The sequence below is a fragment of the Dyella thailandensis genome (genome assembly GCF_050749815.1).
In the GTDB taxonomy this organism is placed as follows: Bacteria; Pseudomonadota; Gammaproteobacteria; order Xanthomonadales; family Rhodanobacteraceae; genus Dyella_A.
In genome coordinates this window covers 2,432,327-2,455,089 of sequence record NZ_CP192735.1, presented here as the reverse complement: position 1 = coordinate 2,455,089, position 22,763 = coordinate 2,432,327, and the positions used below count along the sequence as shown (strand labels likewise).

The following is a 22,763-nucleotide window of genomic DNA, read 5'->3' as shown; positions in this document are numbered from 1 at the left end:
CTTTTATTCACTCAATGAATCAATCATTCGAGCTGACGCCACATCGCCTGCGCGAGCTGCGCGCGTTCGCCGCGGCGGCGCGACGCTTGAACTTCACACGCGCCGCGCAGGACGTGGGCTGCACTCCCTCGGTGCTGAGCCGCCGAATCGCGTCGCTCGAAAATGCCATCGACGGCAAGCTGTTCCTGCGCACCACCCGGCGCATGGCGCTCACCTCGCGCGGCGAACAGTTGCTCGCGCACTGCGAGCGGCTGGAGTCGGTGATGCTGGAGCTGGTGGCGGACCTGCGACCGCACGGCGGCGCGCCGGCCGGCCGTCTGTGCGTGCATCTGCCCGGTTCGTACGGGCGTCAGCGCATCGCGCCGTTGCTGGCACGTTTCGCCGCGGCCCACCCGCAGATCCGCATCGAGGCGACCTACGACGACGCCTACACCGATCTGATCGCCGGGCGTATCGACCTGGCCGTGCGCGTGGGCAAGCTCGCCGACGCCCAGCTGGTGGCGCGGCGTGTGGGCAGCATGCGGCGCTACCTGTGCGCCGCGCCGTCGTATCTCGCCGCGATGCCGGCGCCGGCTGATCCGGCGGAACTCAGGGCACATCGCTGCGTGGCTTTCAGCGGCCTGCGGACCGGCACGCTGTGGCAGTTCAGCCGTCAGCGCCAGCGCCGCTCGGTGCGCATCGAGCCGGTGCTGGCCTGCAACGATTCGATGGCCGTCCGTGATGCGCTGTTGGCGGGCGCGGGCATCGGCATCCAGGGTGACTACATGGCCGACCCGCTGGTAGCGGCCGGGCGCCTGGTGGAAGTGATGCCCGACTGGCAACTGTCGCGTTCCCCGGTGCATCTGCTGTGGCTGCCCGGTGCGGATCGCGTGCCGGCGTTGCGCCAGCTGATCGACTTCCTGGTGGCTGAGCTGACGACGCCTGCCTGAGGTCCTCCGGCGCGCTCGCGGAAACGCTGCGTGCGCGCTGGCGCACGCCTGGCCGCCATCGGGTGCCGCCCGGGTGGTGCTAGACTCCCGCGGCCAGCTCGCTGGCGACAACACACAACGACGTCTTCAGGGCGGGGTGCGATTCCCCACCGGCGGTAGGTGCCCCAGGCACGAGCCCGCGAGCGCTTCCGGCCTCGGCTGGAAGGTCAGCAGATCCGGTCCGATGCCGGAGCCGACGGTTGGAAACCCGAACGGTTTCCAGAAAGTCCGGATAAGAGAAGACGGTACGGCGGCGCCCCCTGGGTGCGCGCCGGCCATGCGCCTTGGGGCGTTTTTCGCAGGTTCATTGCGCGGGAAACGTTTCATGATCGACACGTCCGATTCGCACACCTACCTCAACGCGGGGTGGTGCTGATGTTTACCGGGATCATCCAGACCGTGGGCCGCATCGTGCGGCTGGAGCCGCGCGGCGGCGACGTGCGCCTGCATGTGGATACCGCCGGCCTCGACCTCGCCGACGTGCAACTGGGCGACTCCATCGCCGTGTCCGGCGTGTGCCTGACCGCGGTGACACTGGACGCGCACGGCTTCAGCGCCGATGTCTCCAACGAGACGCTGTCGCTGACCACGCTCGGCCAGCACAAGCCCGGCGACCCGGTGAACCTGGAAAAGGCGCTGCGGCTGGCCGACCGGCTCGGCGGCCACCTGGTCTCCGGCCACGTCGACGGCGTCGGCAAGGTCGTGGCGATCACCCCGGACGGCCGCTCGCAGCGCTGGACCTTCGAGGTGCCGCAGGCGCTGGCGCGCTACATCGCGGCCAAGGGTTCGGTGTGCATCGACGGCACCAGCCTCACCGTGAACGAGGTGAGCGGCGCGCGCTTCGGCGTGAACCTGATCCCGCACACGGTCGAGCACACCGCCTTCCATGCGCGTCGCGTGGGCGATGCGGTGAATATCGAGGTGGACGTGATCGCGCGCTACGTCGAGCGGCTGATCGGTGGCGGACAGGCGTCCGGCATTGATGTTGAGTTCCTCTAGCAGCACGGTTTCGCCTGATCTCGTAGCCCCTCTCCCGCTGGGAGAGGGGTCGGGGTGAGGGTCCGTGCGCAAGCGTGGCGCTGCGCTCCGCCCGAACCCTCATCCGCTCCTTCGGGGCACCTTCTCCCAAAGGGAGAAGGAAACCATCACGGATACCCCCATGTCCTTCAACACCATCCCCGAGATCCTCGACGACATCCGCGCCGGCCGCATGGTCGTGATCCTCGACGACGAGGACCGCGAGAACGAGGGTGACATCGTCATGGCCGCGCAGATGGTGCGGCCGGAGGACGTCAACTTCATGGTGCGCGAGGCGCGCGGCCTGCTGTGCCTCACGCTCACCGAGCAGCGCACGCGCCAGCTCGGCCTGCGCCCCATGGTCAGCGACAACACCTCGCCGTACCACACCAACTTCACCGTCTCGATCGAGGCGGCCGAGGGCGTCACCACCGGCATCTCCGCGCATGATCGCGCCCGCACCATCCAGGTGGCGGTGAAGTCCGACGCGAGGCCGCAGGATCTCTCGCAGCCGGGCCACGTGTTCCCGCTCACCGCGCAGCCGGGCGGCGTGCTGACGCGCGCCGGGCATACCGAGGCGGGCTGCGACCTCGCTGCGCTGGCCGGGCTGGAGCCGGCGGCGATCCTGATCGAGATCCTGCACGAAGACGGCTCGATGGCGCGACGCCCCGAACTGGAGGTGTTCGCGAAAAAGCACGGCCTGAAGATCGGCACCATCGCCGACCTCATCCGCTACCGGCTGGAGACCGAAAAGACCGTCGAGCGCGTGCACGAGGAAGACGTGCAGACCGAGTTCGGTCCGTTCCGCCTGGTCGCCTACCGCGATGCGATCCGCCGCGGCCTGCACTTCGCGCTGGTGCGCGGCACGGTGGACGACGGCGCCCCGGTGCTCAGCCGCGTGCACGTGCGCAACACCTTGTCCGATGTGCTGCACCTGACCCGCGACGACCTTGGCCTCACCGTTACCGCGGCGCTGCGCCGGATCGCCGACGAGGATCGCGGCGTGCTGCTGGTGCTGTCCGGCGAGGACACCGCCGAGGCGCTGCTGGCGCGTCTGAAGGGCCAGCCGGCCGCGATCAGCGCCGAGGACGCCCAGCACAACCAGTGGCGCCAGCTCGGCCTGGGCGCGCAGATCATGGCGGACCTCGGCGTACAGCGGCTGCGGGTGATCGGCACGCCGCGCAAGCTGGTCGGGCTGGGCGGATTTGGGCTGGAGGTGGTGGAGTACGTGTGAGTGGCGGGCGTCGGGGCCGGCCCTTCGACTCCGCTTCGCTACGCTCAGGGCGAACGGTTTGCTGTCATCCAGCCGCGTCACCGCACCAACGGCGTACCTGTCCTTATCCGTTCGCCCTTAGAAGGCCTGCAAGGCCGAAGTCGAAGGGCATGCCACGGCCTCGAAGCCGCCACGATCGCCAGCTCACATTGCTCTACGATCCGGTGTAGTCCTCATCGTCCAGCCATCGCCCAGACCATGCCTGCCACCCACGTCCACCTGATCGCCCCCTCCGGCTACGCCGCCGACCCCGCCGCGATGACCCGCGGCGTGGCCCGGCTGCGCGCGGCGGGCTACGTCGTGGAGAACGAGGCCGTGCTGGATCGCGCCGAGCTGCGCTTCGCCGGCAGCGATGCCGAGCGTGCGGCGGACATCAACGCGCTGGCTGGTCTCGACACCCTGCCGGACATCGCCCTGGTCACCCGCGGCGGCTACGGCGCGGCGCGGCTGCTTGAGCACCTGCACTTCGACGCGCTGCGCGAGCGCCTCGCCGGCAATGCGCTGGCGATGGTCGGCCACAGCGACTTCACCGCGGTGCAACTGGCGCTGCAGGCGCGCAGTGGCCTGGTGACGTTTTCCGGGCCGCTGCTTGCCGACCTGGGCGCCGAGCCGGAAGACGCCGACACGCTGGACCAGTTCCGCCAGGTGCTGTCCGCGCCGTCTGCCGAGGTCCGCTGGGCATGCGGCGGTCATGCATCCCTGGACGTCGAGGGCCCGCTCTGGGGCGGCAACCTCGCCGTGCTGTGCAGCCTGCTCGGCACGCCGTATTTCCCGCGCATCGACGGCGGCATCCTGTTCGTCGAGGACGTCGGCGAGCCGCCGTTCCGCATCGAGCGCCTGCTGTACCAGCTGCACCTGTCCGGCGTGCTGGGCCGCCAGCGCGCGCTGCTGCTGGGCCGTTTCAGCGACTGCCGCCCCGGTCCGCGCGACAACGGCTACACGCTGGAGGCGGCGTTCGACCAGCTGCGCACCGTGGCCGGCATCCCGGTGATCGACGGCCTGCCGCACGGCCACGGCTGCGGCCAGCTGACGTTACCGTTCGGCGCGCCGGCCCGCCTGCGAGTCGAGGGCACGGCCGCCCGGCTGGGCTTCACCGGCTATCCCCATCACCGCTGAGCCACCCCTGCCCCGAGCGGGGGGCGCCGCAAACCCGTAAAATGCGCGGTCTGCCCCGGGCCGCGTGCCCACCGAGGACGACTGCATGAAAACCATCGAAGGCAACTTCGCCACGCCCAAGGGCCGCTTCGCCATCGTCGCGGGCCGCTTCAACGGCTTCGTGGTGGAGCCGCTGGTCGCCGGCGCGCGCGATGCGCTGGTGCGCCACGGCGTGAAGGACGACAACATCGAGCTGATCCGCGTGCCGGGCGCCTGGGAAATTCCGCTGGCCGCGCAGAAGGCCGCCGCCTCTGGCAAGTACGCCGCGGTGATCGCTCTGGGCGCGGTGATCCGCGGTGCCACCCCGCACTTCGATTACGTCGCCGGCGAATGCGCCAAGGGCCTGGCCAAGGCCGGCATGGATACCGGCGTGCCGGTCGCCTTCGGCGTGCTGACCACCGACTCCATCGAGCAGGCCATCGAGCGCTCCGGCACCAAGGCCGGCAACAAGGGCGCCGACGCGGCGCTGGCCGCGCTGGAGATGGTCAACCTGTACGGGCAGCTGTGATGGCGCCGCCGAGCCAGGGCATCGATATGGCCGCGCGCTCGCGGGCGCGCCGCCGCGCGCTGCAGGCGCTGTACGCGTGGCAGCTGTCGGGCAGCCACATGAACGCAGTGATCGAGCAGTTCCGCCACGAGCAGGACATGGAGATCGCCGACCTCGAATACTTCGAAGACCTGCTGCACGGCGTGGAAAAGCACGTCGATGCGCTGGACGCGAGCCTGCGCCCGCACATCGATCGCGAGGTGTCGCAGATCGATCCGATCGAGCGCGCGGCGCTACGCCTGGCCGCGTACGAGCTGGGCTATCGCCCCGACGTGCCGTACCGCGTGGTGATCAACGAGGCGATCGAAGTGACCAAGCGCTTCGGCGCCGATCACGGCCACAGCTACGTCAACGGTGTGCTGGACAAGCTGGCCGCGCAGCTGCGCGCGGTGGAGAAGCGCGGCTGATGGTGTTCACCCTGGCCGGCGCGTCGCTGCTGCGGCAGGCCCCCGTGCTGGAGACGCCGCGCCTGCGCCTGCGTGCGCACTGCGCGGACGATCTCGACGCGCTGCATGCGATCTGGTCCGAGCCGGACGTCTACCGCTACATCGGCGGTGAGCCGGCCACCCGGCAGGATGTGTGGATGCGTCTGCTGCGCTACGGCGGCATGTGGCCGATGCTCGGCTACGGCTTCTGGGCGGTGGAAGACAAGGCCAGCGGCGCGCTGGTCGGTGATCTCGGCTACGCCGATTTCCAGCGCGAGATCACGCCGTCGCTGGACGGCATGCTGGAGCTGGGCTGGGTGCTCGCGCCGTCGGTGCATGGGCGCGGCTACGCCAGCGAGGCGCTGGCGGCGGTGCTCGGCTGGGGCGATCGCCACCTCGGCGCGCACCGCGCGGCCTGCATCATCTCGCCGGAGAACGCCGCGTCGATCCGCGTGGCGGAGAAGGCCGGCTTTCTTCCCTGGTGCGACACCACCTTTCACGACGCGCCGATCCGCATGTTCACGCGCGACGTGCCGGCCACGGCGCCGCGCTGATGGAATTTCGCCTGATCGACCGCCTCCGCGAGCGCACCGCGCAGGCGCGCGAGGATGTGCGGCTGGGCATCGGCGATGACGCTGCGCTGCTCGCCGTGCCGGCCGGGCAGGAGCTGGCCGTGGCCATCGATACCCTGGTCGAGGGCGTGCACTTTCCCGTGGGTACCGCGCCGGCCGACATCGGCTGGAAGGCGCTGGCGGTGAACCTGTCCGATCTCGCCGCGATGGGCGCGACGCCCGCCTGGGCGCTGCTCGCGCTGACTCTGCCGGAGCTGCCAACCGAGGCGCAGGCGGCGCGGGTGGACGGCCTCGCCGACGGCTTCGCGCAACTCGCGCAGGCCCATGGCGTGGCACTGGTCGGTGGCGACACTACTCGCGGTCCGTTCGCGCTGTCGGTGGCGGTGCACGGCTTCGTGCCGCCGGGCCAGGCATTGCGCCGCGACGGCGCGCGCGTGGGTGACCTGGTGTTCGTCACGGGCACGCTGGGCGACGCCGCCGCGGGTTTGCAGCGGCTGTCGCCCGCGGCGGATCCCGACGAAGAAAAGCGCCGCACCTTCCTGCGCGCGCGGCTGCATCGACCGCAACCGCGGGTGGCGGCCGGGCTCTCGCTGCGCGGCCGGGCCAGCGCGTGCATCGACGTCTCCGACGGCCTGCTCGCCGACCTCGGCCATCTGTGCACGGCCAGCGCCGTGGGTGCGGAGATCGAGCTGGACCGGTTGCCGCTGTCTTCCGCGCTGCTCGGCAGTTGCGATGAGGCGGCGGCGCACGACTATGCCCTGGCCGGCGGCGACGATTACGAACTGTGCTTCACCGTGTCGCCCGCCCTGGCCGGCGAGGTGCAGGCGGATCTGGCCCGCCTGGGCTGCGGCGCCACGCGCATCGGCCGTGTCGTCGAGGCGGCCGGCGTGCGGGTGCGCGGCGCTGATGGCGCGTGGATCACACCGGCCCGCCGCGGCTGGGATCACTTCGACGACGGCGCGACCCGATGACCAGCATGGCCGACCGCAAGACTCTCACCCCTACCCAGCGCCGCCTGCTGATGGCTTCGCCGGCCGGCTGGATCGCCTGTGGCTTCGGCTCGGGCCTGGCGCCCAAAGCGCAGGGCACGTTCGGCTCGGCGGCGGCGATCCTGCCGTGGCTGCTGCTGCGCACGCTGCCGCTGCCGGCGTATCTGCTGGTGGTGCTGGCGGTGTTCGCGCTGGGCGTATGGGCCTGCAACGTGGCCGGGCGCCTGCTCGGCGTCGACGACCACCGCAGCCTGGTGATCGACGAGTTCGTCGGCCAGTGGATCGCGCTGCTGCCGGCGCTGTTCGCGCCGTGGTGGATCGTACTGGCCGGGTTCGTGCTGTTCCGCCTGTTCGACGTGTGGAAGCCGTGGCCGATCGGCTGGCTCGACCGCCGGCTCAAGAGCGGCATGGGCGTGATGGTGGACGACGTGGTGGCCGGCGTGTTCGCCGCCGTGGCGCTGGCGGTGTTGATGCACGCATGCGGTGTCGCACTCGCGGTCCCATGACGCGGTCTCTGGCATTCTGCCGGCCCTGACCTCCGCTGGAGTCTTGCCATGCAGTATCGCCGTCTGGGCCAGTGCGGCCTGCAGCTGTCCGCTTTCTCGTTTGGCGCCTGGGTCACCTTCGGCCGCCAGGTCGGCCGCTCGCAGGCGCGCGAGTTGATCGCGCTGGCGCACGATCGCGGGGTCAACTTTTTCGACAACGCCGAGACCTACAACGCCGGCGCCGCCGAGGAACTGATGGGCGACGTGCTGGCTGATCTGCGTTTCCCGCGCGACAGCTACTGCGTGTCGAGCAAGGTGTATTTCGGCGCCGTGACCGACCCGAAGCCGACCCAGCGTGGCCTGTCGCGCAAGCACGTGATTGAGGCTTGCCACCAGGCGCTCCAGCGACTGAAGGTGGATTACCTCGACCTGTATTTCTGCCACCGGCCGGATCTGGACACCCCGATCGCCGAGACGGTGGCGGCGATGGACCTGCTGGTGCGCCAGGGCAAGGTGCTGTACTGGGGCACCAGCGAATGGCCGGTCGAGGCGATCGAGCAGGCCCATCGCATTGCCCGTGAGCACCACCTGACCGCGCCGGTGGTGGAGCAGCCGCAGTACAACCTGCTGCACCGCGAGCGGGTGGAGCGCGAGTACGAGCCGCTGTACGACACCTACGGCATGGGCACCACGATCTGGTCGCCTCTGGCCTCGGGATTGCTCACCGGCAAGTACCGCGACGGCGTGCCGAGTGACGCCCGGCTCAACCAGCCCGGTTACGAGTGGCTGCGCGAGGAGTTGCTGGACAAGGGCCAGGGCCGCGTCGAGCGGGCCCAGCGGATCGCGCCGATCGCCGACGAACTGGGCGTGTCGATGACGCAACTGGCACTGGCCTGGTGCCTGGCCAACCCGCACGTGTCCACCGTGCTGCTGGGGGCCAGCAAGCTCGACCAGTTGGCACACAACCTGGATACGCTGGACAAGCTGCCGGCGCTGGCTGCGGCGGTGAAGCAGCGGGTCGAGGCGGCGGTGGGCTGAGCGCAGCGCCCGCTGCCGCCGTCGTGGCTCAGCCGCCCAGCGTCATCGCGGTGCCGAGGTCGATCAGCGGGGCGGCAATCAGGATGCGCGCCAGCACGATCGCCAGCATCACCACCATCGGCGAAAAGTCGAGCATGCCCACCACCAGCTTGCCGCGCAGCGGGCGCAGCAGCGGCTCGACAATGGCGCCGGCCAGGCGCAGCGCCGGCTGGCGCGGGTCCACCTGCAGCATGCTCAGCAGCGACCAGCCGAAAATCAGCACCAGGTAGAACACCAGCACGAAGTCGATCAGGTCGGCGGCGCCGAGCAGGGCCAGCCCGGCCAGGTGCAGCGATCTCCCATCCAGGGCATACAGCGCGGCCCATTTCAGCACCATCACCAGCCATGCGACCGCGATAGCGGAGAGGTTGATCCGGCGCCAGTTCGGAATGACTCGCCGTATCGGCGCTAGCACCGGATTAGTGGCCTTGTAAAGGAACTGGCTGAGCGGATTGTGGAAATCCGCGCGGGAGGCCTCGGCCAACACGCGCAACACGAACAGCGTAGAGAGCAGGCTGGAAGCCAGCTGGATGATCACCTTGAGGGCGTTGAGCAGGTAGTCCACTTAGGTCTTGTCCAGTTCGGCGGCCAGTTCGCCGCCGCGGCGGGTAGCCGCGGCGACGGCGTGCGCCACGATAGCGGGCAGGCCGTCGGCCGCAAAGCTCTCCAGCGCCGCCTGGGTGGTGCCGTTGGGCGAGGTGACGCGGCGACGCAGCTCGCCGGGCGCTTCGCCGCTCTCCACCAGCATGCGGCCCGCGCCCAGACAGGTCTGCGCGGCCAGCGCGCGGGCGGTGCCGCGATCCATGCCCTGCGCCACGGCGGCATCCTCCAGCGCCTCGACCAGGGCGAAGAAGTACGCCGGGGCGGAGCCGGAAATGCCGGTCACCGTGTCCATCAGCGCCTCGTCGTCGACCCAGCGGGTGAGCCCGGCAGCATCGAGGATGTGCTGGGCCTGCGCGCGCTGCGGCGGGCTCACCCGCGCATTGGCGCATAGGCCGGTGGCGCCGGCGCCGATCAGGGCCGGCGTGTTGGGCATGCAGCGCACGATCGGCAGCGCCCCGAACCAGCGCTCGAGCTGGTCCAGCCGCACGCCGGCGGCAATCGAGATCAGCAGCGGGCGATTGCGCTGCAGCGTGTCGCGCAGCTCGGCGTGGATCGCTGGCATGATCTGCGGCTTCACCGCCAGCACGATCACCTCGGCGTCGGCCGCGGCCAGTCGGTTTTCGGCGTAGGTGGCCACGCCGAACTCGCGCGCCAGGCTCTGGCGCGATTCGGCCTGGGGTTCGGAGACGGCGATGGTGGCGGCGGGGATGCCGGTCTTGAGCAGGCCGCCGATGAGGCTGCGCGCCATGTTGCCGCCACCGATGAAGGCGATGCGTGTCATGTTCGCTCCTGTGTGTCGTCAGCCGACTACCTTACCCCACCCGCCGCCGCGCGTGCTTCGCGCCATGGCTCGCCGCCGCTTCCGGGCAAGGGTGTGCAGCCTTGGCAAAACCGCCATCGAGGACTGGTCGCGCCGCCCCTGGCGCGAGTAGTATCGAGCCGCTCAAGGGGGATCCGGGAACAGTCTCCGATGACCGCTGGCCGCTGCGACAGATGGCCGTCGCACGCCACCGGCGCCGGGGCAGACACCCGCATCGATTGCCGCAAAACATCTTTAATCATGACGATCGGTTGAGGGGGAACTACCCGATGGATATCGCCGAACTGCTTGCCTTCTCGGTGAAGAACAAGGCCTCGGACCTGCACTTGTCGGCGGGATTGCCGCCGATGATCCGGGTCGATGGCGACGTGCGCCGCATCAACATTCCCGCGCTCGAGCACAAGCAGGTGCACTCGCTGATCTACGACATCATGTCGGACAAGCAGCGGCGCGATTACGAAGAGTTCTACGAGACCGACTTCTCCTTCGAGATCCCCGGCCTGGCGCGCTTTCGCGTCAACGCGTTCAACCAGAACCGTGGCGCCGGTGCGGTGTTCCGTACGATTCCCTCCGAGGTGCTCACGCTGGAGGATCTCGCCTGTCCGCGCATCTTCCGTGAGCTGATCGAGCAGCCGCAGGGACTGATCCTGGTCACCGGCCCCACCGGCTCGGGCAAGTCGACCACGCTGGCGGCGATGGTCGACCACATCAACAAGAACGAATACGGGCACATGCTCACGATCGAGGATCCGATCGAGTTCGTGCACACCTCGCAGAAGTGCCTGGTCAACCAGCGCGAGGTGCACCGCGATACGCACGGCTTCAACGAGGCGCTGCGCTCGGCGCTGCGCGAGGACCCTGACTACATCCTGGTCGGCGAGCTGCGCGATCTGGAAACCATCCGCCTGGCGCTGACCGCCGCGGAAACCGGCCATCTGGTGTTCGGCACGCTGCACACCTCCTCGGCGGCCAAGACGGTGGACCGCATCATCGACGTGTTCCCCGCCGGCGAGAAGCCGATGGTGCGCTCGATGCTGTCCGAGTCGCTGCGCGCGGTGATCTCGCAGTCGCTGCTGAAGAAGGTCGGCGGCGGGCGCATCGCGGCGCACGAGATCATGGTGGGCATCCCGGCGATCCGTAACCTGATCCGCGAGGACAAGGTGGCGCAGATGTACTCCTCGATCCAGACCGGCCAGCAGTACGGCATGCAGACGCTGGACCAGAACCTGCAAGATCTGGTGAAGCGTGGCCTGGTGGCACGCCAGGAGGCGCTCACCTACGCCAAGAACAAGGAAACCTTCAAGTAAACGCCGCGATCGGCGGGGCGCGCGCCCCGTCGCCCGGCTGCACGCCTGAGTTCAACGCTTTTTCGTCTCCCGGAGGAGACTCGCCATGAGCGATTTCGATTTCACCTCGTTCCTCAAGCTGATGGTCCACAAGAAGGCCTCGGATCTGTTCATCACGGCCGGCGTGGCGCCGTCGATGAAGGTGCAGGGGCGCGTGGTGCCGATCACGCAGAGCCCGCTCAGTCCGCAGCAGTCGCGCGACATGGTGCTGAACGTGATGACGCCCTCGCAGCGCGAGGAGTTCGAGAAGACTCACGAATGCCAGTTCGCGATTTCCGCGCAGGGCGTCGGCCGCTTCCGCGTGTCGTGCTTCTACCAGCGCAACTGCGTGGGCATGGTGCTGCGCCGGATCGAGTCGAAGATCCCGACCATCGAAGAGCTCACGCTGCCGCCGGTGATCAAGCAGCTGGCGATGACCAAGCGCGGCATCATCATCTTCGTGGGCGGCACCGGCACCGGTAAGTCGACCTCGCTGGCGGCAATGATCGGCTACCGCAACACCAATTCGACGGGCCACATCATCACCATCGAGGATCCCATCGAATACGTGCACAAGCACGAGGGCTGCATCATCACCCAGCGCGAGATCGGCATCGACACCGAGAGCTGGGAGAACGCGCTGAAGAACACCCTGCGCCAGGCGCCGGACGTGATCATGATCGGCGAGGTGCGCACCCGCGAGACGATGGAGCACGCGATCAACTTCTCCGAGACCGGTCACCTGTGCCTGTGCACCCTGCACGCGAACAACGCCAACCAGGCGATGGATCGCATCCTGCACTTCTTCCCGGAGGACCGCCGCCAGCAGCTGTTCATGGATCTGTCGCTGAACCTCAAGGGCATCGTGGCGCAGCAGCTGATTCCCACCCCGGACGGCAAGGCCCGCCGGGTCGCGGTGGAAGTGCTGCTGGGTACGCCGCTGGTGCAGGACTACATCCGCCAGGGCGAGATCCACAAGCTCAAGGAAGTGATGAAGGAATCCACCAACCTGGGCATGAAAACCTTCGACCAGAGTCTGGTGGAGCTCTATCACGCCGGCGAGATCAGCTACGAGGACGCGCTGCGCCACGCCGACAGTTCGAACGAGGTGCGCCTGCGCATCAAGCTGGCCCAGGGCGGCGACGCGCATACCCTGTCGCAGGGCCTCGATGGCGTGGAGCTGGAAGAGTCGCGCGAGAAGAACCAGTTCGGCGGTGGACTGCTGCACCGCTGAATCGGCGCCACCGTGCGTAAAAAAGGGGCCCCGCGGGGCCCCTTTTGCTGTCAGCGAGCAGGCTGACGTGTCGGCGTTATTCGCCGCTGGCGGTCAGCGTGAGCCCGCTGGTGTCGACGCTCTTCACGCCCTTGACGCCGCGGGCGACCTGCTCGGCCTTCATCTTCTCGGCCGCGCTGCCGACGTGGCCGCTCAGGCGGACCACACCGTCATTGGTGTCGACCGAGATGTCGGTGGCGTCCACGCCCTTGGTGGTGGCGAACTCGGACTTCACCTTGGTGGTGATCCAGGCATCGGCCGCCTTGTCCGGCACGGTCTGATTGGACGAAGCCTTCGGCATGCTGTCCTGGGCGGCGACCTGCGCCAGCGGGGCGGCAGCAAACGCGGCGATCAGGCCCATGGCGACCAGGTTCTTGCGGATCAGATGGGTACGCATGGTGATTCTCCTCTCTCTTGGATGGCGCTGCCCTCAGGCAGTCGGTGCCCGTGTTGGCTACCTGGGGGCAATGGCAACAATTCCTGCGTGAACGCCTTGTGGGCCGCGCGCTGCGCGATTCAGCGCGGCGATGGTCTTGCGAAGACGGCCGTGTGACGGTGCACACGCGAGCCTCACGCACAAAAAAAGGGGCGCCGTGGGCGCCCCTTCTCTTGGCTATGTGCCGAGCCCTTACTTGAGCTCGGTCTGGCTGGTGATCACCAGGCCATCGGCGTCCACGTGTGCCTCGGAGCTGAGCGCCTTGATCCGGGCAGCCTGGGCCTGGAGCGCCTGGAACTGCGCGTGCGCCCGGGTGGCGGCTTCCTGGCGGGCGGCCGCCGGGTCGGTGCCGGGGGCTGCGTCCTTGTTCATTGCCGAACTCATCGCGGCCAGACTGTCGGCCTTGTCCATCATCAGCTGGATCCAGTTCTGGTACATGGCGCCGTCCAGGTGCAGGCGCATCATGCGCCCGGCGTCACCTGCGGGCTCCTTCAGCGTGTCGGCGAGCTTGGCGTCCTCACCGGGGCCGATCGCCAGCGCGAGCGCCTTCTCGCCCATCGCTGCCCACACCGGCTGACCGATCATCTTGGTGAGGTCGGCCGGTAGCGCGACCGGCTTGCCATCGGCGGTGATCTTCAGCTGCGCCAGCGCTGGGGTCATCATCTGGCCCATCGCCAGCAAGCCGGACGGGTTGCTGGTGCCCAGCACGATGCGACCGGTGAAGCTCGGCACCCCCTGACCGTTGCCGGCGTTGAGGCTGTCCAGCGCGATGCGCAGGCCGAGCAGGTCGCCGAACGGCGGGATGGCCGCCTTCTGCATCGCCGGGCCGAGCTTGGCGAAACCCTCGTTGAGGTCGGCCAGTGCCGGGCAGCTGAACGGCTTGGCCGTCACCGCGTCCGCCTGGGCCGTCCAGAACGCCCGCAGGTCGGTCACGGGCAGGGCCAGGCTCATGTCGAACGGCGCGCTGGCGTCGGTGCCCAGGCCCGGCAGCGCCACCTTCAGCCCGGCGAACGCCTGGGTGATATCGCTGGCCATCGCCACGTCCAGGCGCATGTCCTGGTGTTTGGCGTCCAGCCGGGTGTAGCCGAAGCTCAGCGTGGGCACGCGCGCGGCGATGCGGGCGGCATCGGTTTCGCACGAAGCGGGGATCTGCATCTGGTTGGCCACCGGCTCGCCGGTCTTGGCCGACTCGGCCTGCGCATGGGCCTTGAACATGGCCTGGAACAATGGATCCTTGCCGCTGGCGATCAGCGGAAGCAGGTGGCTCAGGTCGACCAGACCCACGGCCTGCTTGCCGTAGCCCTTGGCCTTGGCGAGCTTGGCCAGGCGACCGTCGTCCTGCAGGCTCTTGGCCGGGCGATCCAGGCCCAGCACCTGGCGCAGCAAGGCGTCGGAGGCATCGGACGGCAGCAGGGCGGCGACCGCCTGCTTGCCCACCACGGCGAGGATGACCTCGGTACCTGCGGTGGCCGAGACGTGGCGGCGATAGCTCACGTCACCGAGCTTGGCGGTGTCGAGCTTCTTGCCGTAGGCGGTTTCCAGCCGGCCGACGAAGGCGTCGAACGCGGCCGGATCGGTGAGCTGGAAGCGGGCCACCGGGGCCAGTCCGAGGCCGTAGAAGGCCGAGTAGCCCTTCACGTTCAGGCCCGCGTTCTGGGCGAACTGCTCGACGGTCTTGCCGTCGAACTCGCTGGCGAATGCGCGCAGCAGGTTGGCGGTGTCCGGATCGGTAGCCTTCAGCTCGTCCGCCGCCGACTTCATCTGCGCCACCTGCGCGGGCAGCTGGGCGTTGGCCTGGGCGAACAATGCCGCGCGGGTGTCGTCGTCCATTACGTCGAGGTTGGCCGCCACGTACGGCGTGTCCGCCGGAACGAAGGCCAACGGTGCATCCTTGTCCTTGTGGCCGCAGGCAGCCAGCAGGATGCCGGCCACGCCGAGCGCCAGTGCGCGCTTCATCGGTCGCATAATCTTCCCCATTGAGTGTGGTGTTGCGGCGGCCATTATGCCGCCTGTTGGTGACGCTCCGCAGGTCAGCGGGCGAGCAGCTCGCCGAGCACCGCCATGCGGATGAACACGCCGTTGCCGACCTGCTCCAGGATGCGCGACTGCGCGCCGTCGGCCACGTCCGAAGCGATCTCGATGCCGCGGTTGATCGGCCCCGGATGCATCACCAGGCAACCCTTGCGCGCCTTGGCCAGGCGGGTGGTGTCCAGTCCGTACTGGCGGAAGTAGGCCGCTTCGTCGGGCAGGTCGGTCTGCGCCATGCGTTCCTTCTGCAGGCGCAGCATGATCACCGCATCGACGCCCTCGATGGCCTGGTCGAAATCCTCGACGAACCGGCACTGCGGAAATTCCGCCGCGTCCGGCATCAGCGAGGCCGGGCCGCACAGGCGGATGTCGCGCACGCCCAGTGCGCTCAGCGCGTGCACGTCCGAGCGGGCCACGCGCGAGTGCTTCACGTCACCGCAGATGGCCACGCTGAGGTTCTCGAAATCCGGGCGATGCTGGCGGATGGTGAGCGCGTCGAGCAGGCCCTGGGTGGGGTGCGCACGGTTGCCGTCGCCGGCGTTGATCACCGACACGCCGCTCATCGCGTGGCGCACCAGCTCGTCCGGCGTGCCGGACACCTTGTGCCGCACGATGATCGCGTCCAGATGCATCGCCTCGAGCGTGTGCAGCGTGTCGTACAGCTCCTCGCCCTTGTTGGCCGAGGAAAAGCCGATGTCGAAATTCACCACGTCGGCGCCCAGTCGCCGCGCCGCCAGTTCGAACGAGGTGCGCGTGCGGGTGGAGGGCTCGAAGAACAGGTTGAGCACCGTACGGCCGGCCAGCAGGTCGATCTTGCGCGTGCCGTGGGCGCAGGCGTCGCGCATGGCCATGGCGCGGTCGAGCAGGCGCTCGATCGTCTCGCGCGGCAGATGTTCGAGCGTGGTGAGGTGACGCAGGCGTGGGCTCATGGCAACTCGGCGTTGGGTGCGGAGGAAGAAAGGGGTGAGTCGAGCTCGGCCGTGGCCAGCCAGCGCTCGAGGATCACGGCGGCCGCTTCGGCATCGATCTGTGCGCCATCGCGGCGGCGACGCAGGCCGGCTGCGCGTGCGCCGGCGAAGCGTTCGGCCGCTTCGCGCGAGCTGTGCCGCTCGTCTACCAGCACGGGTGCGGTGCCGTAGCGCTGCCTGAGCCCGTCGGCGAAGCGCCGGGCCAGCTTGCTGGCCGGCTGCTCGGCGCCGTCGAGGGTGAGTGGGAGGCCGACCACCAGCGCCTGCGGCAGCCACTCGCGATGCAGGCGGTCGAGCGCCGGCCAGTCCGGCTGGCCCTCGCGCATGGCGATCGTGGCCAGCGCCCGTGCGCTTTGGGTGATGCGGTTGCCGACGGCCACGCCGATCAGCTTGCTGCCCACGTCGAAGCCCAGCACGCAGCTCATCGGGCCGGACTCATGCGTGGCCGGCGTAGCCGGGGAGCTGCAGCGGATCGAGCCCGATCAGGCCGGCGGCGGCGCTCCAGCGCTCTTCCAGCGGGGTGTCGAAAATGACTCGGTCGCTGGCTTCCACCGTGAGCCAGCTGTTGTCCTTGAGCTCCTGCTCGAGTTGGCCGGCGCTCCAGCCGGAGTAACCGAGTGCCAGCAGCGCGTGCCGCGGCCCTTCGCCTGCGGCCATCGCGATGAGGATGTCGCGCGAGGTGGTGATCGACCACACGTCGTTGACGCGGAAGCTGGATTCCCAGTGGCCGTGCTCGCGATGCAGCACGAAGCCGCGTTCCTGCTGCACCGGGCCGCCGATCAGCACCGGCGCGTCGGCAAGCTCCGGATCGGCGCAATCGAGTTTCATCTGGCCGAGGATGTCGCCCATGCGGTATTCGGACAGCTGGTTGATCAGCAGGCCGACGGCGCCGTCCTCATCGTGCTGGCACAGCAGCGCCACGCCCCGCGAGAACGGTGCGTCGGCCAGGCTGGGCATGGCGATGAGGAAGTGCCCGGCGAGGGAGGAGGGGAGGGAGTCGCGCATCGGTGCATTGTAGTCCCGCCGACCGCGGCCTGCCTGTACGCCGGCTGCGGCGACGTTACTTGTTGCGCAGGATGTCGCCGGGCAGGAATTGCCAGGTTCGCGTGATGTACAGCTCGTCCACGCCCTTGTCGCGGGGAATCGGCGGAAACGGCGCGGCCAGCCGCACGATGCGTTCGGCCGCGGCATCCAGCAGCGGCGAACCCGAGCTCTTGATCACTTCGATGCTGCTGATGCCGCCATCGCGGTTGAGGCCCACCGTGAGCAGCAGTTCTCCGTGCAGCTGGCGCCGCCGCGCTTCGCTTGGATAGTTGAGGTTGCCGATGCGCTCGACCCGGTCGGACCAGCCGCGCATGTAGGCCGCATAGGCGTACTCGCGGGTGTTGGCGGAGATGTATTTCTTCTTCGGCCGTTTGGCGTAGGCCTCGTTCTTGTGGCGCAGTTCGGCGGCGAGCTGGGCGATCTCCTGCTCGCGGCGCAGTTCGGCGGCGCGGTCGTTCGGGTCGCTGGTCACCTGTGGCTTGCCGGTGCTGGCATCGACACTGAATCGGCTGTCGCCGCGGGTGGTGATCAGGCGCTGGTCGGTTGGCGGCTGCGGTGCGGGCGTGGTGGCCTGCACGCGGGCGTTGGCAATGCCCGGGGTGGGCTTGGGCAACGGGCCGGTGAAAGCGTTGGAAGGCCGTTCGGCGCGGTCGCGATCGCCGCCGCCGCGGTTGTTGGCCTGCGCGAGGAAATCGGCCTTGTCCGGCGCCTGCTGGTTAGCCACGTTGACCAGCGTGACGTCCAGCGTCGGCAGGCTCGAGGCCGGCTTGACGAACTGGAACGTGATGCCGAGCAGCAGCACGCCATGGAACAGCAGGGAAAACAGCATGGTGGCCCCGATCATGTCGGGGCGCTGGGGACGAGGGACGGCGTTGCTCACTGAGACACGGGTTCCACGGCGGTGCGTTCGATGGCGTCGAACAGAGTGCCGGCGATGTTAAGCCCGAACTGGGCGTCCAGCTCCCGGATGCAGGTCGGGGATGTGACGTTGATCTCGGTCAGATAGTCGCCGATCACGTCCAGCCCCACGAAACGCAGGCCCCGGCGGACCAGTTCCGGCCCCACCTCGGCGGCGATCCAGCGATCGCGGTCGGACAGCGGTACGCCTTCGCCACGACCGCCCGCGGCGAGATTGCCGCGAAACTCGTTGCCCTGGGGGATGCGCGCCAGCGCATAGGGCACCGGTTCGCCGTCCACCAGCAGCACGCGCTTGTCGCCCGCGCTGATCTGCGGGATGAACTTCTGCGCCACCGCAAACTGCCGGCCCTGGCCGTGCGAATCACCGCCGAGCAGGGTTTCGAGCATGGAGTTGAGGTTGCTGTCACCGCTACTGACGCGGAAGATGCCGCGTCCGCCCATGCCGTCCAGCGGCTTGAGCACCGCCTCGCCGTGCTCGTCGACAAACCGGCGCAGCTCGGCAGGATCGCGCGCGACCAGGGTCGGCGCCATGCACTGCGGGAAGTGCAGCGCGAACACCTTCTCGTTGCAGTCGCGCAGCGCGCGCGGGTCGTTGATCACCTGCACGCCGTGACGCTGTGCGGCCTCCAGCACCATGGTGTCGTAGAGGAATTGCTGGTCGACCGGCGGATCCTTGCGCATCAGCACCACGTCGAGCTCGCGCAGGTCGCGCCAGCGCGCCTCGCCGAGGCTGAACCAGCCGCTCGGATCATCCTTCACGGTCAGCGATGCCAGGCGCGCCCACGGCGACCCGTCACGCAGCGCCAGGTCGCCCTGTTCCATGTAGAACAGCTGATGGCCGCGTCGCTGCGCCTCAAGCAGCATGGCGAACGTGCTGTCCTTGGCGATCTTGATGGCACCGATGGGGTCCATCAGCACGGCGACCGAGAACGACATGGGGTTTCTCCGGGTGGGGTGACTGGAGTGGGGTGACGGCATCGGCGCCGCGTTGCGGTAGCCGACGGCGGCGGGATCGTGATGGTGGCCGAGCGCAGGCTGCCCGGCAAGGCGCCACACGGAAGGGTGGGACGATCAAGTCCCGGGCGCGGCGGCCGACATCCTCGTGGAAGGGCGGCACAATCGGCATCCCGCTTCATTTTGGCTTGACGGGCCGTGGGGCAAGCGGTAAACAGCAACGGCTGAAGGCGTCATCCGAAAAAGGCGTCTCTACCAAATAAAAGCTGGATTCTTTTCATCTGCACGAACCGCGCACGGCAATCACACCAGCGCGGTGGGTGCTTCACCTGAGCCTGGGGCGGGCCACAGGGGGGTTGAGTGAACTTGAACGTGAGTGCAAACGGATTGGCCGGTCTGAAGGTCATGGTGATCGACGACTCCAAGACGATCCGGCGCACGGCCGAAACCTTGCTGAAGAAGGAAGGCTGCGACGTGCTGACAGCCGTCGACGGCTTCGAGGCCCTGGCGAAGATTTCCGACCAGAAGCCGTCCATCATCTTCGTTGACATCATGATGCCCCGCCTGGACGGGTATCAGACCTGCGCGCTGATCAAGAACAACCCCCAGTTCCGGGCCACCCCGGTCATCATGCTCAGCTCGAAGGACGGGCTTTTCGACAAGGCCCGTGGCCGCATCGTCGGCGCCGAGCAATACCTGACCAAGCCGTTCACGCGTGACGAACTGCTGGGAGCCATACACCGCCATGTGGGCACGGCAGCCTGATTTCCGTGACTCCGGCGTCTGAGGGGAGGCCTGTGGCAAAGATTCTCATCATCGACGACTCACCCACCGACGTGCGGGTGTTCACCACGTTGCTCGAAGGGGCCGGTCATTCCGTGTCCGCCGTGAGCACGGCCGAAGAGGGCGTGGAGCGCGTGCGCGCCGACCTGCCCGACCTGGTGATCATGGACGTGATCATGCCGGGCATGAACGGCTTCCAGGCCACGCGCACGCTGACGCGCGATCCGGCGACCTCGGCGGTGCCGATCGTGATGATCACCACCAAATCGATGGAAACCGACCGCGTCTGGGGCCTGCGCCAGGGCGCGCGTGCCTTCATCACCAAGCCGGTGAAGGAAAAAGAGCTGTTGGCGTGCATCAACGACCTGTTGCCGAGCGCGGCATGAACGAGGCGGTCAATCTCTCCCCGTTCGAGGTGCTCGCCCGCTACGAGCGGCTCTCGCTGGCGCACGCATCGGACACGCGACAGACCATGGAGGCGCCGGGGTTGTGGCGCGGCATCGGCTATCGCGTCGGTTCGCGCCTGTTCGTCAGCAGCATCGACGAGATCAACGAACTCCTGGCCGTGCCGGTGCTGACCCCGGTGCCCGGCACGCTGCCGTGGCTGCTGGGTGTCGCCAACGTGCGCGGCAACCTGGTGCCGGTCATCGACCTGGGCCGATTCCTGTTCGGCACCCGGACCCAGCCCAGCGAGCGCACGCGCCTGTTGGTGGTCCGGCAGAGCGGCGGCAGCGTGGCACTGATGGTGGACGAGGTGTTCGGCCAGCGCACGGTCGACGAACAGCAGCGACGGGAGGCGGAGCCGGAGGACGATCCGCGCCTGGCGCGTTTTGTCGATGACCGGGTCGGTGAGCAGAAGCTGGCGTTGTTCAGCATGGGCAAGCTGGTGCGTGCCCCGGATTTCCGTCAGGCCGCGGCCTGACGTTCGATAAGCGGTGAGGTAGGGCCGGTGCCGGATTCGGGCCGGAAACAGGGGCGGCAAGTCTCGGGCGGTGCGCACGGCGCATGGACCCACGGTTGTGGAAGGGTGAGGTGAACATGAGCACTACAGGGGGCATCGGCAAGGAACGCGGCTATACCGGCCTGATCGTTCTGCTGCTGATCTCGATCGGTTTCGCGGCGCTGGATTTCGTCTTTCTCAACCAGAAGAACGCCGAAGACCGACAGGCCGTGGCACTGACCACGCAGATCCAGGTGCTGTCGCAGCAGACGGCGAAGTACGCGATCGAATCGGCGGACGGCAACGTCAACTCCTACCAGGAGCTGGCCACCACCCGTAACGCCATCGATTCGGCCGTGCAGAAGCTCACCAAGGGCGATCCCAAGGGCGGCATGCAGGCCTACGGCGACAACAACGCCTCGCCTGCCGGTCGCGCCGTCACCGCGCTGAACAATGCCTGGGCCCAGCTCGATGGCGACATCGGCAAGATCCTGTCGAACAAGTCGGTGGTGCTCGACTCGGCCAGCCGCGCCGACACCTTGTCCAAGCAGATCCCGCTGCTCAATTCCAGCACCGAGCAGGTGGTCAACATCCTCCAGCAGAAGAACGGCAGCGCGGACCAGATGCTCGGTTCGTCGCGCCAGATGCTGGTGGCCGACCGCATGATCCGCCGCGTGCAGGAGGTACTGCAGGGTGGCGACACCGCGCAGTCCGCCGCCGACGGCCTGGCCCGCGACGCGCAGCTGTACGGCACAGTGCTCAAGGGCCTGACCGAGGGCGACAGCGCCGCGGGCATTCGCGCGATGAACGACGCCAACGCGCAGAAGATCCTCAACGACATGCAGTCCAGCTGGAGCGGCCTGGCCGATCCGGTGGCCAAACTGGTTTCCGCCGCCGGCAACATCGCCGACGTGAAGCGCGCCGGCAACCAGGCCTCGCTGGATTCGCAGAACGTGCTGCTGCGCGCCAACGAGCTAGCCGACCAGATCGGCAAGCTGCCGCTGCGCCGGCTGTTCCCGAACCTGTGGTGGGGCATCATCGGCGCGATCGGCACGGTGGCGTTCGCGCTGCTGCTGGTGTTCACGCTGGTGCGCGATCAGCGCAAGCGCTTCCAGGACTCGGCCGAGCTCAACCAGCGCAACCAGGAGGCGATCATGCGCCTGCTGGACGAAATGGGCTCGCTCGCCGAAGGCGACCTGACCGTGAAGACGACGGTGTCGGAAGACATTACGGGCGCCATCGCCGACTCGGTGAACTACGCCATCGACGAGCTGCGCACGCTGGTGACCACGATCAACGAGACCTCCGAGCAGGTGTCTTCGTCGGCGCAGGAAACCCAGACCACCGCCCGCCAGCTGGCTGAATCGGCGCAGGCGCAGGCCCAGCGCATCAGTACCGCGACCTCGGCGATCAACCAGATCGCCAGCTCGATGGACAACGTGTCGAAGGATTCGGCCGAATCGGCCGACGTGGCCGAGCGCTCGGTGCAGATCGCCTCGCGCGGCGCCGAAGTGGTGCGCGAGACGATCTCGGGCATGGACTCGATCCGCGACCAGATCCAGGAAACCTCCAAGCGCATCAAGCGCCTGGGTGAGTCCTCGCAGGAAATCGGTTCGATCGTGGAACTGATCAACGACATTGCCGAGCAGACCAACATCCTCGCGCTCAACGCGGCCATCCAGGCGGCGTCGGCCGGTGAAGCCGGCCGCGGTTTCGCGGTGGTGGCGGACGAAGTGCAGCGCCTCGCCGAACGTTCGGCGAGCGCAACCAAGCGCATCGAGACGCTGGTGCAGGCGATTCAGTCCGATACCAACGAGGCGGTGAGCTCGATGGAACAGACCACCGCCGAGGTGGTGTCCGGAGCCCGCAAGGCCGAGGACGCCGGCAGCGCGCTGGGCGACATCGAGCGCGTCTCGCACGATCTGTCCGCGCTGATTCAGAACATCTCCACGGCAGCACGACAGCAGTCGGCGGCGGCTACGGACATTTCCCAATCGATGAACGCGATCCAGGAAATCACCTCGCAGACGTCGCAGGGCGCGAGCCAGACGGCCGACTCGATCGGTTACCTGGCACAGCTGGCCAGCGATCTGCGCCGCTCGGTGGCGCACTTCAAGCTGCCGGGTTGACACGGGCTTACATGACAGGGGGCAACCTCGACGG

At 68.3% G+C, this 22,763-nt stretch carries 25 protein-coding genes and 1 riboswitch; of the genes, 16 read left to right on the top strand and 9 right to left on the bottom strand.

Going from position 1 to position 22,763, the window contains the following annotated elements; translation table 11 throughout:
- The first annotated feature begins 14 nt into the window (after positions 1–14).
- The 10 genes from ACQVBX_RS11440 to ACQVBX_RS11395 all read left to right on the top strand — a co-directional run bounded on the left by ACQVBX_RS11440 (position 15) and on the right by ACQVBX_RS11395 (position 8,469).
- Positions 15–929 carry a LysR substrate-binding domain-containing protein gene (locus ACQVBX_RS11440; RefSeq protein WP_431634204.1) on the top strand — a complete coding sequence of 305 codons (915 nt, stop codon included), beginning with the start codon at positions 15–17 and terminating at the stop codon, positions 927–929.
- A gap of 118 nt (positions 930–1,047) precedes the next feature.
- Positions 1,048–1,216, top strand: a riboswitch (FMN riboswitch).
- Between the two features lie 127 nt (positions 1,217–1,343).
- Complete coding sequence (locus tag ACQVBX_RS11435; RefSeq protein ID WP_431634203.1) at positions 1,344–1,967, top strand: riboflavin synthase; 624 nt, start codon at positions 1,344–1,346, stop codon at positions 1,965–1,967.
- A 160-nt stretch (positions 1,968–2,127) separates the two neighbouring features.
- A complete protein-coding gene (gene ribBA, locus ACQVBX_RS11430) occupies positions 2,128–3,219 on the top strand; it encodes a bifunctional 3,4-dihydroxy-2-butanone-4-phosphate synthase/GTP cyclohydrolase II (protein WP_431634201.1) in 1,092 nt (363 codons plus the stop codon).
- A gap of 237 nt (positions 3,220–3,456) precedes the next feature.
- Positions 3,457–4,374, top strand: a complete 918-nt coding sequence (locus ACQVBX_RS11425) for an LD-carboxypeptidase (RefSeq protein ID WP_431634200.1) — start codon at positions 3,457–3,459, stop codon at positions 4,372–4,374.
- Between the two features lie 85 nt (positions 4,375–4,459).
- Complete coding sequence (gene ribH / locus ACQVBX_RS11420; RefSeq protein ID WP_431634198.1) at positions 4,460–4,921, top strand: 6,7-dimethyl-8-ribityllumazine synthase; 462 nt, start codon at positions 4,460–4,462, stop codon at positions 4,919–4,921.
- Complete coding sequence (gene nusB, locus ACQVBX_RS11415; protein ID WP_324898397.1) at positions 4,921–5,367, top strand: transcription antitermination factor NusB; 447 nt, start codon at positions 4,921–4,923, stop codon at positions 5,365–5,367. Before ribH ends, nusB begins: the two co-directional genes overlap by 1 nt.
- Positions 5,367–5,939 carry a GNAT family N-acetyltransferase gene (locus ACQVBX_RS11410; protein WP_431634197.1) on the top strand — a complete coding sequence of 191 codons (573 nt, stop codon included), beginning with the start codon at positions 5,367–5,369 and terminating at the stop codon, positions 5,937–5,939. The genes nusB and ACQVBX_RS11410 overlap by 1 nt, the downstream gene beginning before the upstream one ends.
- Complete coding sequence (gene thiL / locus ACQVBX_RS11405) at positions 5,939–6,928, top strand: thiamine-phosphate kinase (protein WP_431634196.1); 990 nt, start codon at positions 5,939–5,941, stop codon at positions 6,926–6,928. Before ACQVBX_RS11410 ends, thiL begins: the two co-directional genes overlap by 1 nt.
- A 5-nt stretch (positions 6,929–6,933) precedes the next feature.
- Positions 6,934–7,452 carry a phosphatidylglycerophosphatase A family protein gene (locus ACQVBX_RS11400; RefSeq protein WP_431638171.1) on the top strand — a complete coding sequence of 173 codons (519 nt, stop codon included), beginning with the start codon at positions 6,934–6,936 and terminating at the stop codon, positions 7,450–7,452.
- A 48-nt stretch (positions 7,453–7,500) separates the two neighbouring features.
- Positions 7,501–8,469 carry a potassium channel beta subunit family protein gene (locus ACQVBX_RS11395; RefSeq protein WP_431634195.1) on the top strand — a complete coding sequence of 323 codons (969 nt, stop codon included), beginning with the start codon at positions 7,501–7,503 and terminating at the stop codon, positions 8,467–8,469.
- A gap of 28 nt (positions 8,470–8,497) precedes the next feature.
- Here the strand turns inward: ACQVBX_RS11395 and ACQVBX_RS11390 are convergent, their stop codons facing one another.
- Positions 8,498–9,073 carry a YggT family protein gene (locus tag ACQVBX_RS11390; protein WP_431634194.1) on the bottom strand — a complete coding sequence of 192 codons (576 nt, stop codon included), beginning with the start codon at positions 9,071–9,073 and terminating at the stop codon, positions 8,498–8,500.
- A complete protein-coding gene (gene proC / locus ACQVBX_RS11385; protein ID WP_431634193.1) occupies positions 9,074–9,892 on the bottom strand; it encodes a pyrroline-5-carboxylate reductase in 819 nt (272 codons plus the stop codon). It lies immediately after the preceding gene.
- Positions 9,893–10,200: 308 nt separating this feature from the next.
- Between proC and ACQVBX_RS11380 the strand changes: the two genes are divergently transcribed.
- Entirely contained in the window at positions 10,201–11,238 is a 1,038-nt protein-coding gene (locus ACQVBX_RS11380; RefSeq protein ID WP_431634192.1) for a type IV pilus twitching motility protein PilT, read from the top strand.
- Positions 11,239–11,323: 85 nt separating this feature from the next.
- Entirely contained in the window at positions 11,324–12,490 is a 1,167-nt protein-coding gene (locus ACQVBX_RS11375) for a PilT/PilU family type 4a pilus ATPase (protein WP_431634191.1), read from the top strand.
- Between the two features lie 76 nt (positions 12,491–12,566).
- Here ACQVBX_RS11375 and ACQVBX_RS11370 read toward each other — a convergent pair whose 3' ends face one another.
- The 7 genes from ACQVBX_RS11370 to gshB form a co-directional block, all read right to left on the bottom strand.
- Complete coding sequence (locus tag ACQVBX_RS11370) at positions 12,567–12,926, bottom strand: BON domain-containing protein (RefSeq protein WP_431634190.1); 360 nt, start codon at positions 12,924–12,926, stop codon at positions 12,567–12,569.
- A gap of 231 nt (positions 12,927–13,157) precedes the next feature.
- Positions 13,158–14,930, bottom strand: coding sequence for a hypothetical protein (locus ACQVBX_RS11365; RefSeq protein ID WP_431634189.1), 1,773 nt, complete (start codon positions 14,928–14,930; stop codon positions 13,158–13,160).
- Positions 14,931–14,995: 65 nt separating this feature from the next.
- The gene (locus ACQVBX_RS11360; RefSeq protein ID WP_431634188.1) at positions 14,996–15,922 is read right to left on the bottom strand and encodes an aspartate carbamoyltransferase catalytic subunit; all 927 of its coding nucleotides are present in this window, start codon (positions 15,920–15,922) and stop codon (positions 14,996–14,998) included.
- Positions 15,919–16,386 (bottom strand): Holliday junction resolvase RuvX, encoded by a 468-nt coding sequence (gene ruvX / locus ACQVBX_RS11355; RefSeq protein ID WP_431634187.1) that lies wholly within the window; start codon positions 16,384–16,386, stop codon positions 15,919–15,921. The genes ACQVBX_RS11360 and ruvX overlap by 4 nt, the downstream gene beginning before the upstream one ends.
- A 10-nt stretch (positions 16,387–16,396) precedes the next feature.
- Positions 16,397–16,966 (bottom strand): YqgE/AlgH family protein, encoded by a 570-nt coding sequence (locus ACQVBX_RS11350; RefSeq protein ID WP_431634186.1) that lies wholly within the window; start codon positions 16,964–16,966, stop codon positions 16,397–16,399.
- 55 nt (positions 16,967–17,021) lie between these two features.
- The gene (locus ACQVBX_RS11345; protein WP_431634185.1) at positions 17,022–17,834 is read right to left on the bottom strand and encodes an energy transducer TonB; all 813 of its coding nucleotides are present in this window, start codon (positions 17,832–17,834) and stop codon (positions 17,022–17,024) included.
- A gap of 47 nt (positions 17,835–17,881) precedes the next feature.
- Positions 17,882–18,859 (bottom strand): glutathione synthase, encoded by a 978-nt coding sequence (gshB, locus tag ACQVBX_RS11340; protein ID WP_431634184.1) that lies wholly within the window; start codon positions 18,857–18,859, stop codon positions 17,882–17,884.
- Positions 18,860–19,282: 423 nt separating this feature from the next.
- On the opposite strand from gshB, the gene pilG reads away from it, so the two are divergent.
- From pilG to ACQVBX_RS11320, 4 genes are all read left to right on the top strand, one after another.
- Entirely contained in the window at positions 19,283–19,642 is a 360-nt protein-coding gene (gene pilG / locus ACQVBX_RS11335; protein WP_431638170.1) for a twitching motility response regulator PilG, read from the top strand.
- A gap of 32 nt (positions 19,643–19,674) precedes the next feature.
- Positions 19,675–20,046 (top strand): response regulator, encoded by a 372-nt coding sequence (locus ACQVBX_RS11330; protein ID WP_431634183.1) that lies wholly within the window; start codon positions 19,675–19,677, stop codon positions 20,044–20,046.
- Positions 20,043–20,582, top strand: coding sequence for a chemotaxis protein CheW (locus ACQVBX_RS11325; RefSeq protein ID WP_431638169.1), 540 nt, complete (start codon positions 20,043–20,045; stop codon positions 20,580–20,582). Before ACQVBX_RS11330 ends, ACQVBX_RS11325 begins: the two co-directional genes overlap by 4 nt.
- Before the next feature lie 116 nt (positions 20,583–20,698).
- Positions 20,699–22,729, top strand: a complete 2,031-nt coding sequence (locus ACQVBX_RS11320) for a methyl-accepting chemotaxis protein (protein WP_431634182.1) — start codon at positions 20,699–20,701, stop codon at positions 22,727–22,729.
- The last annotated feature ends 34 nt before the right edge of the window (positions 22,730–22,763 follow it).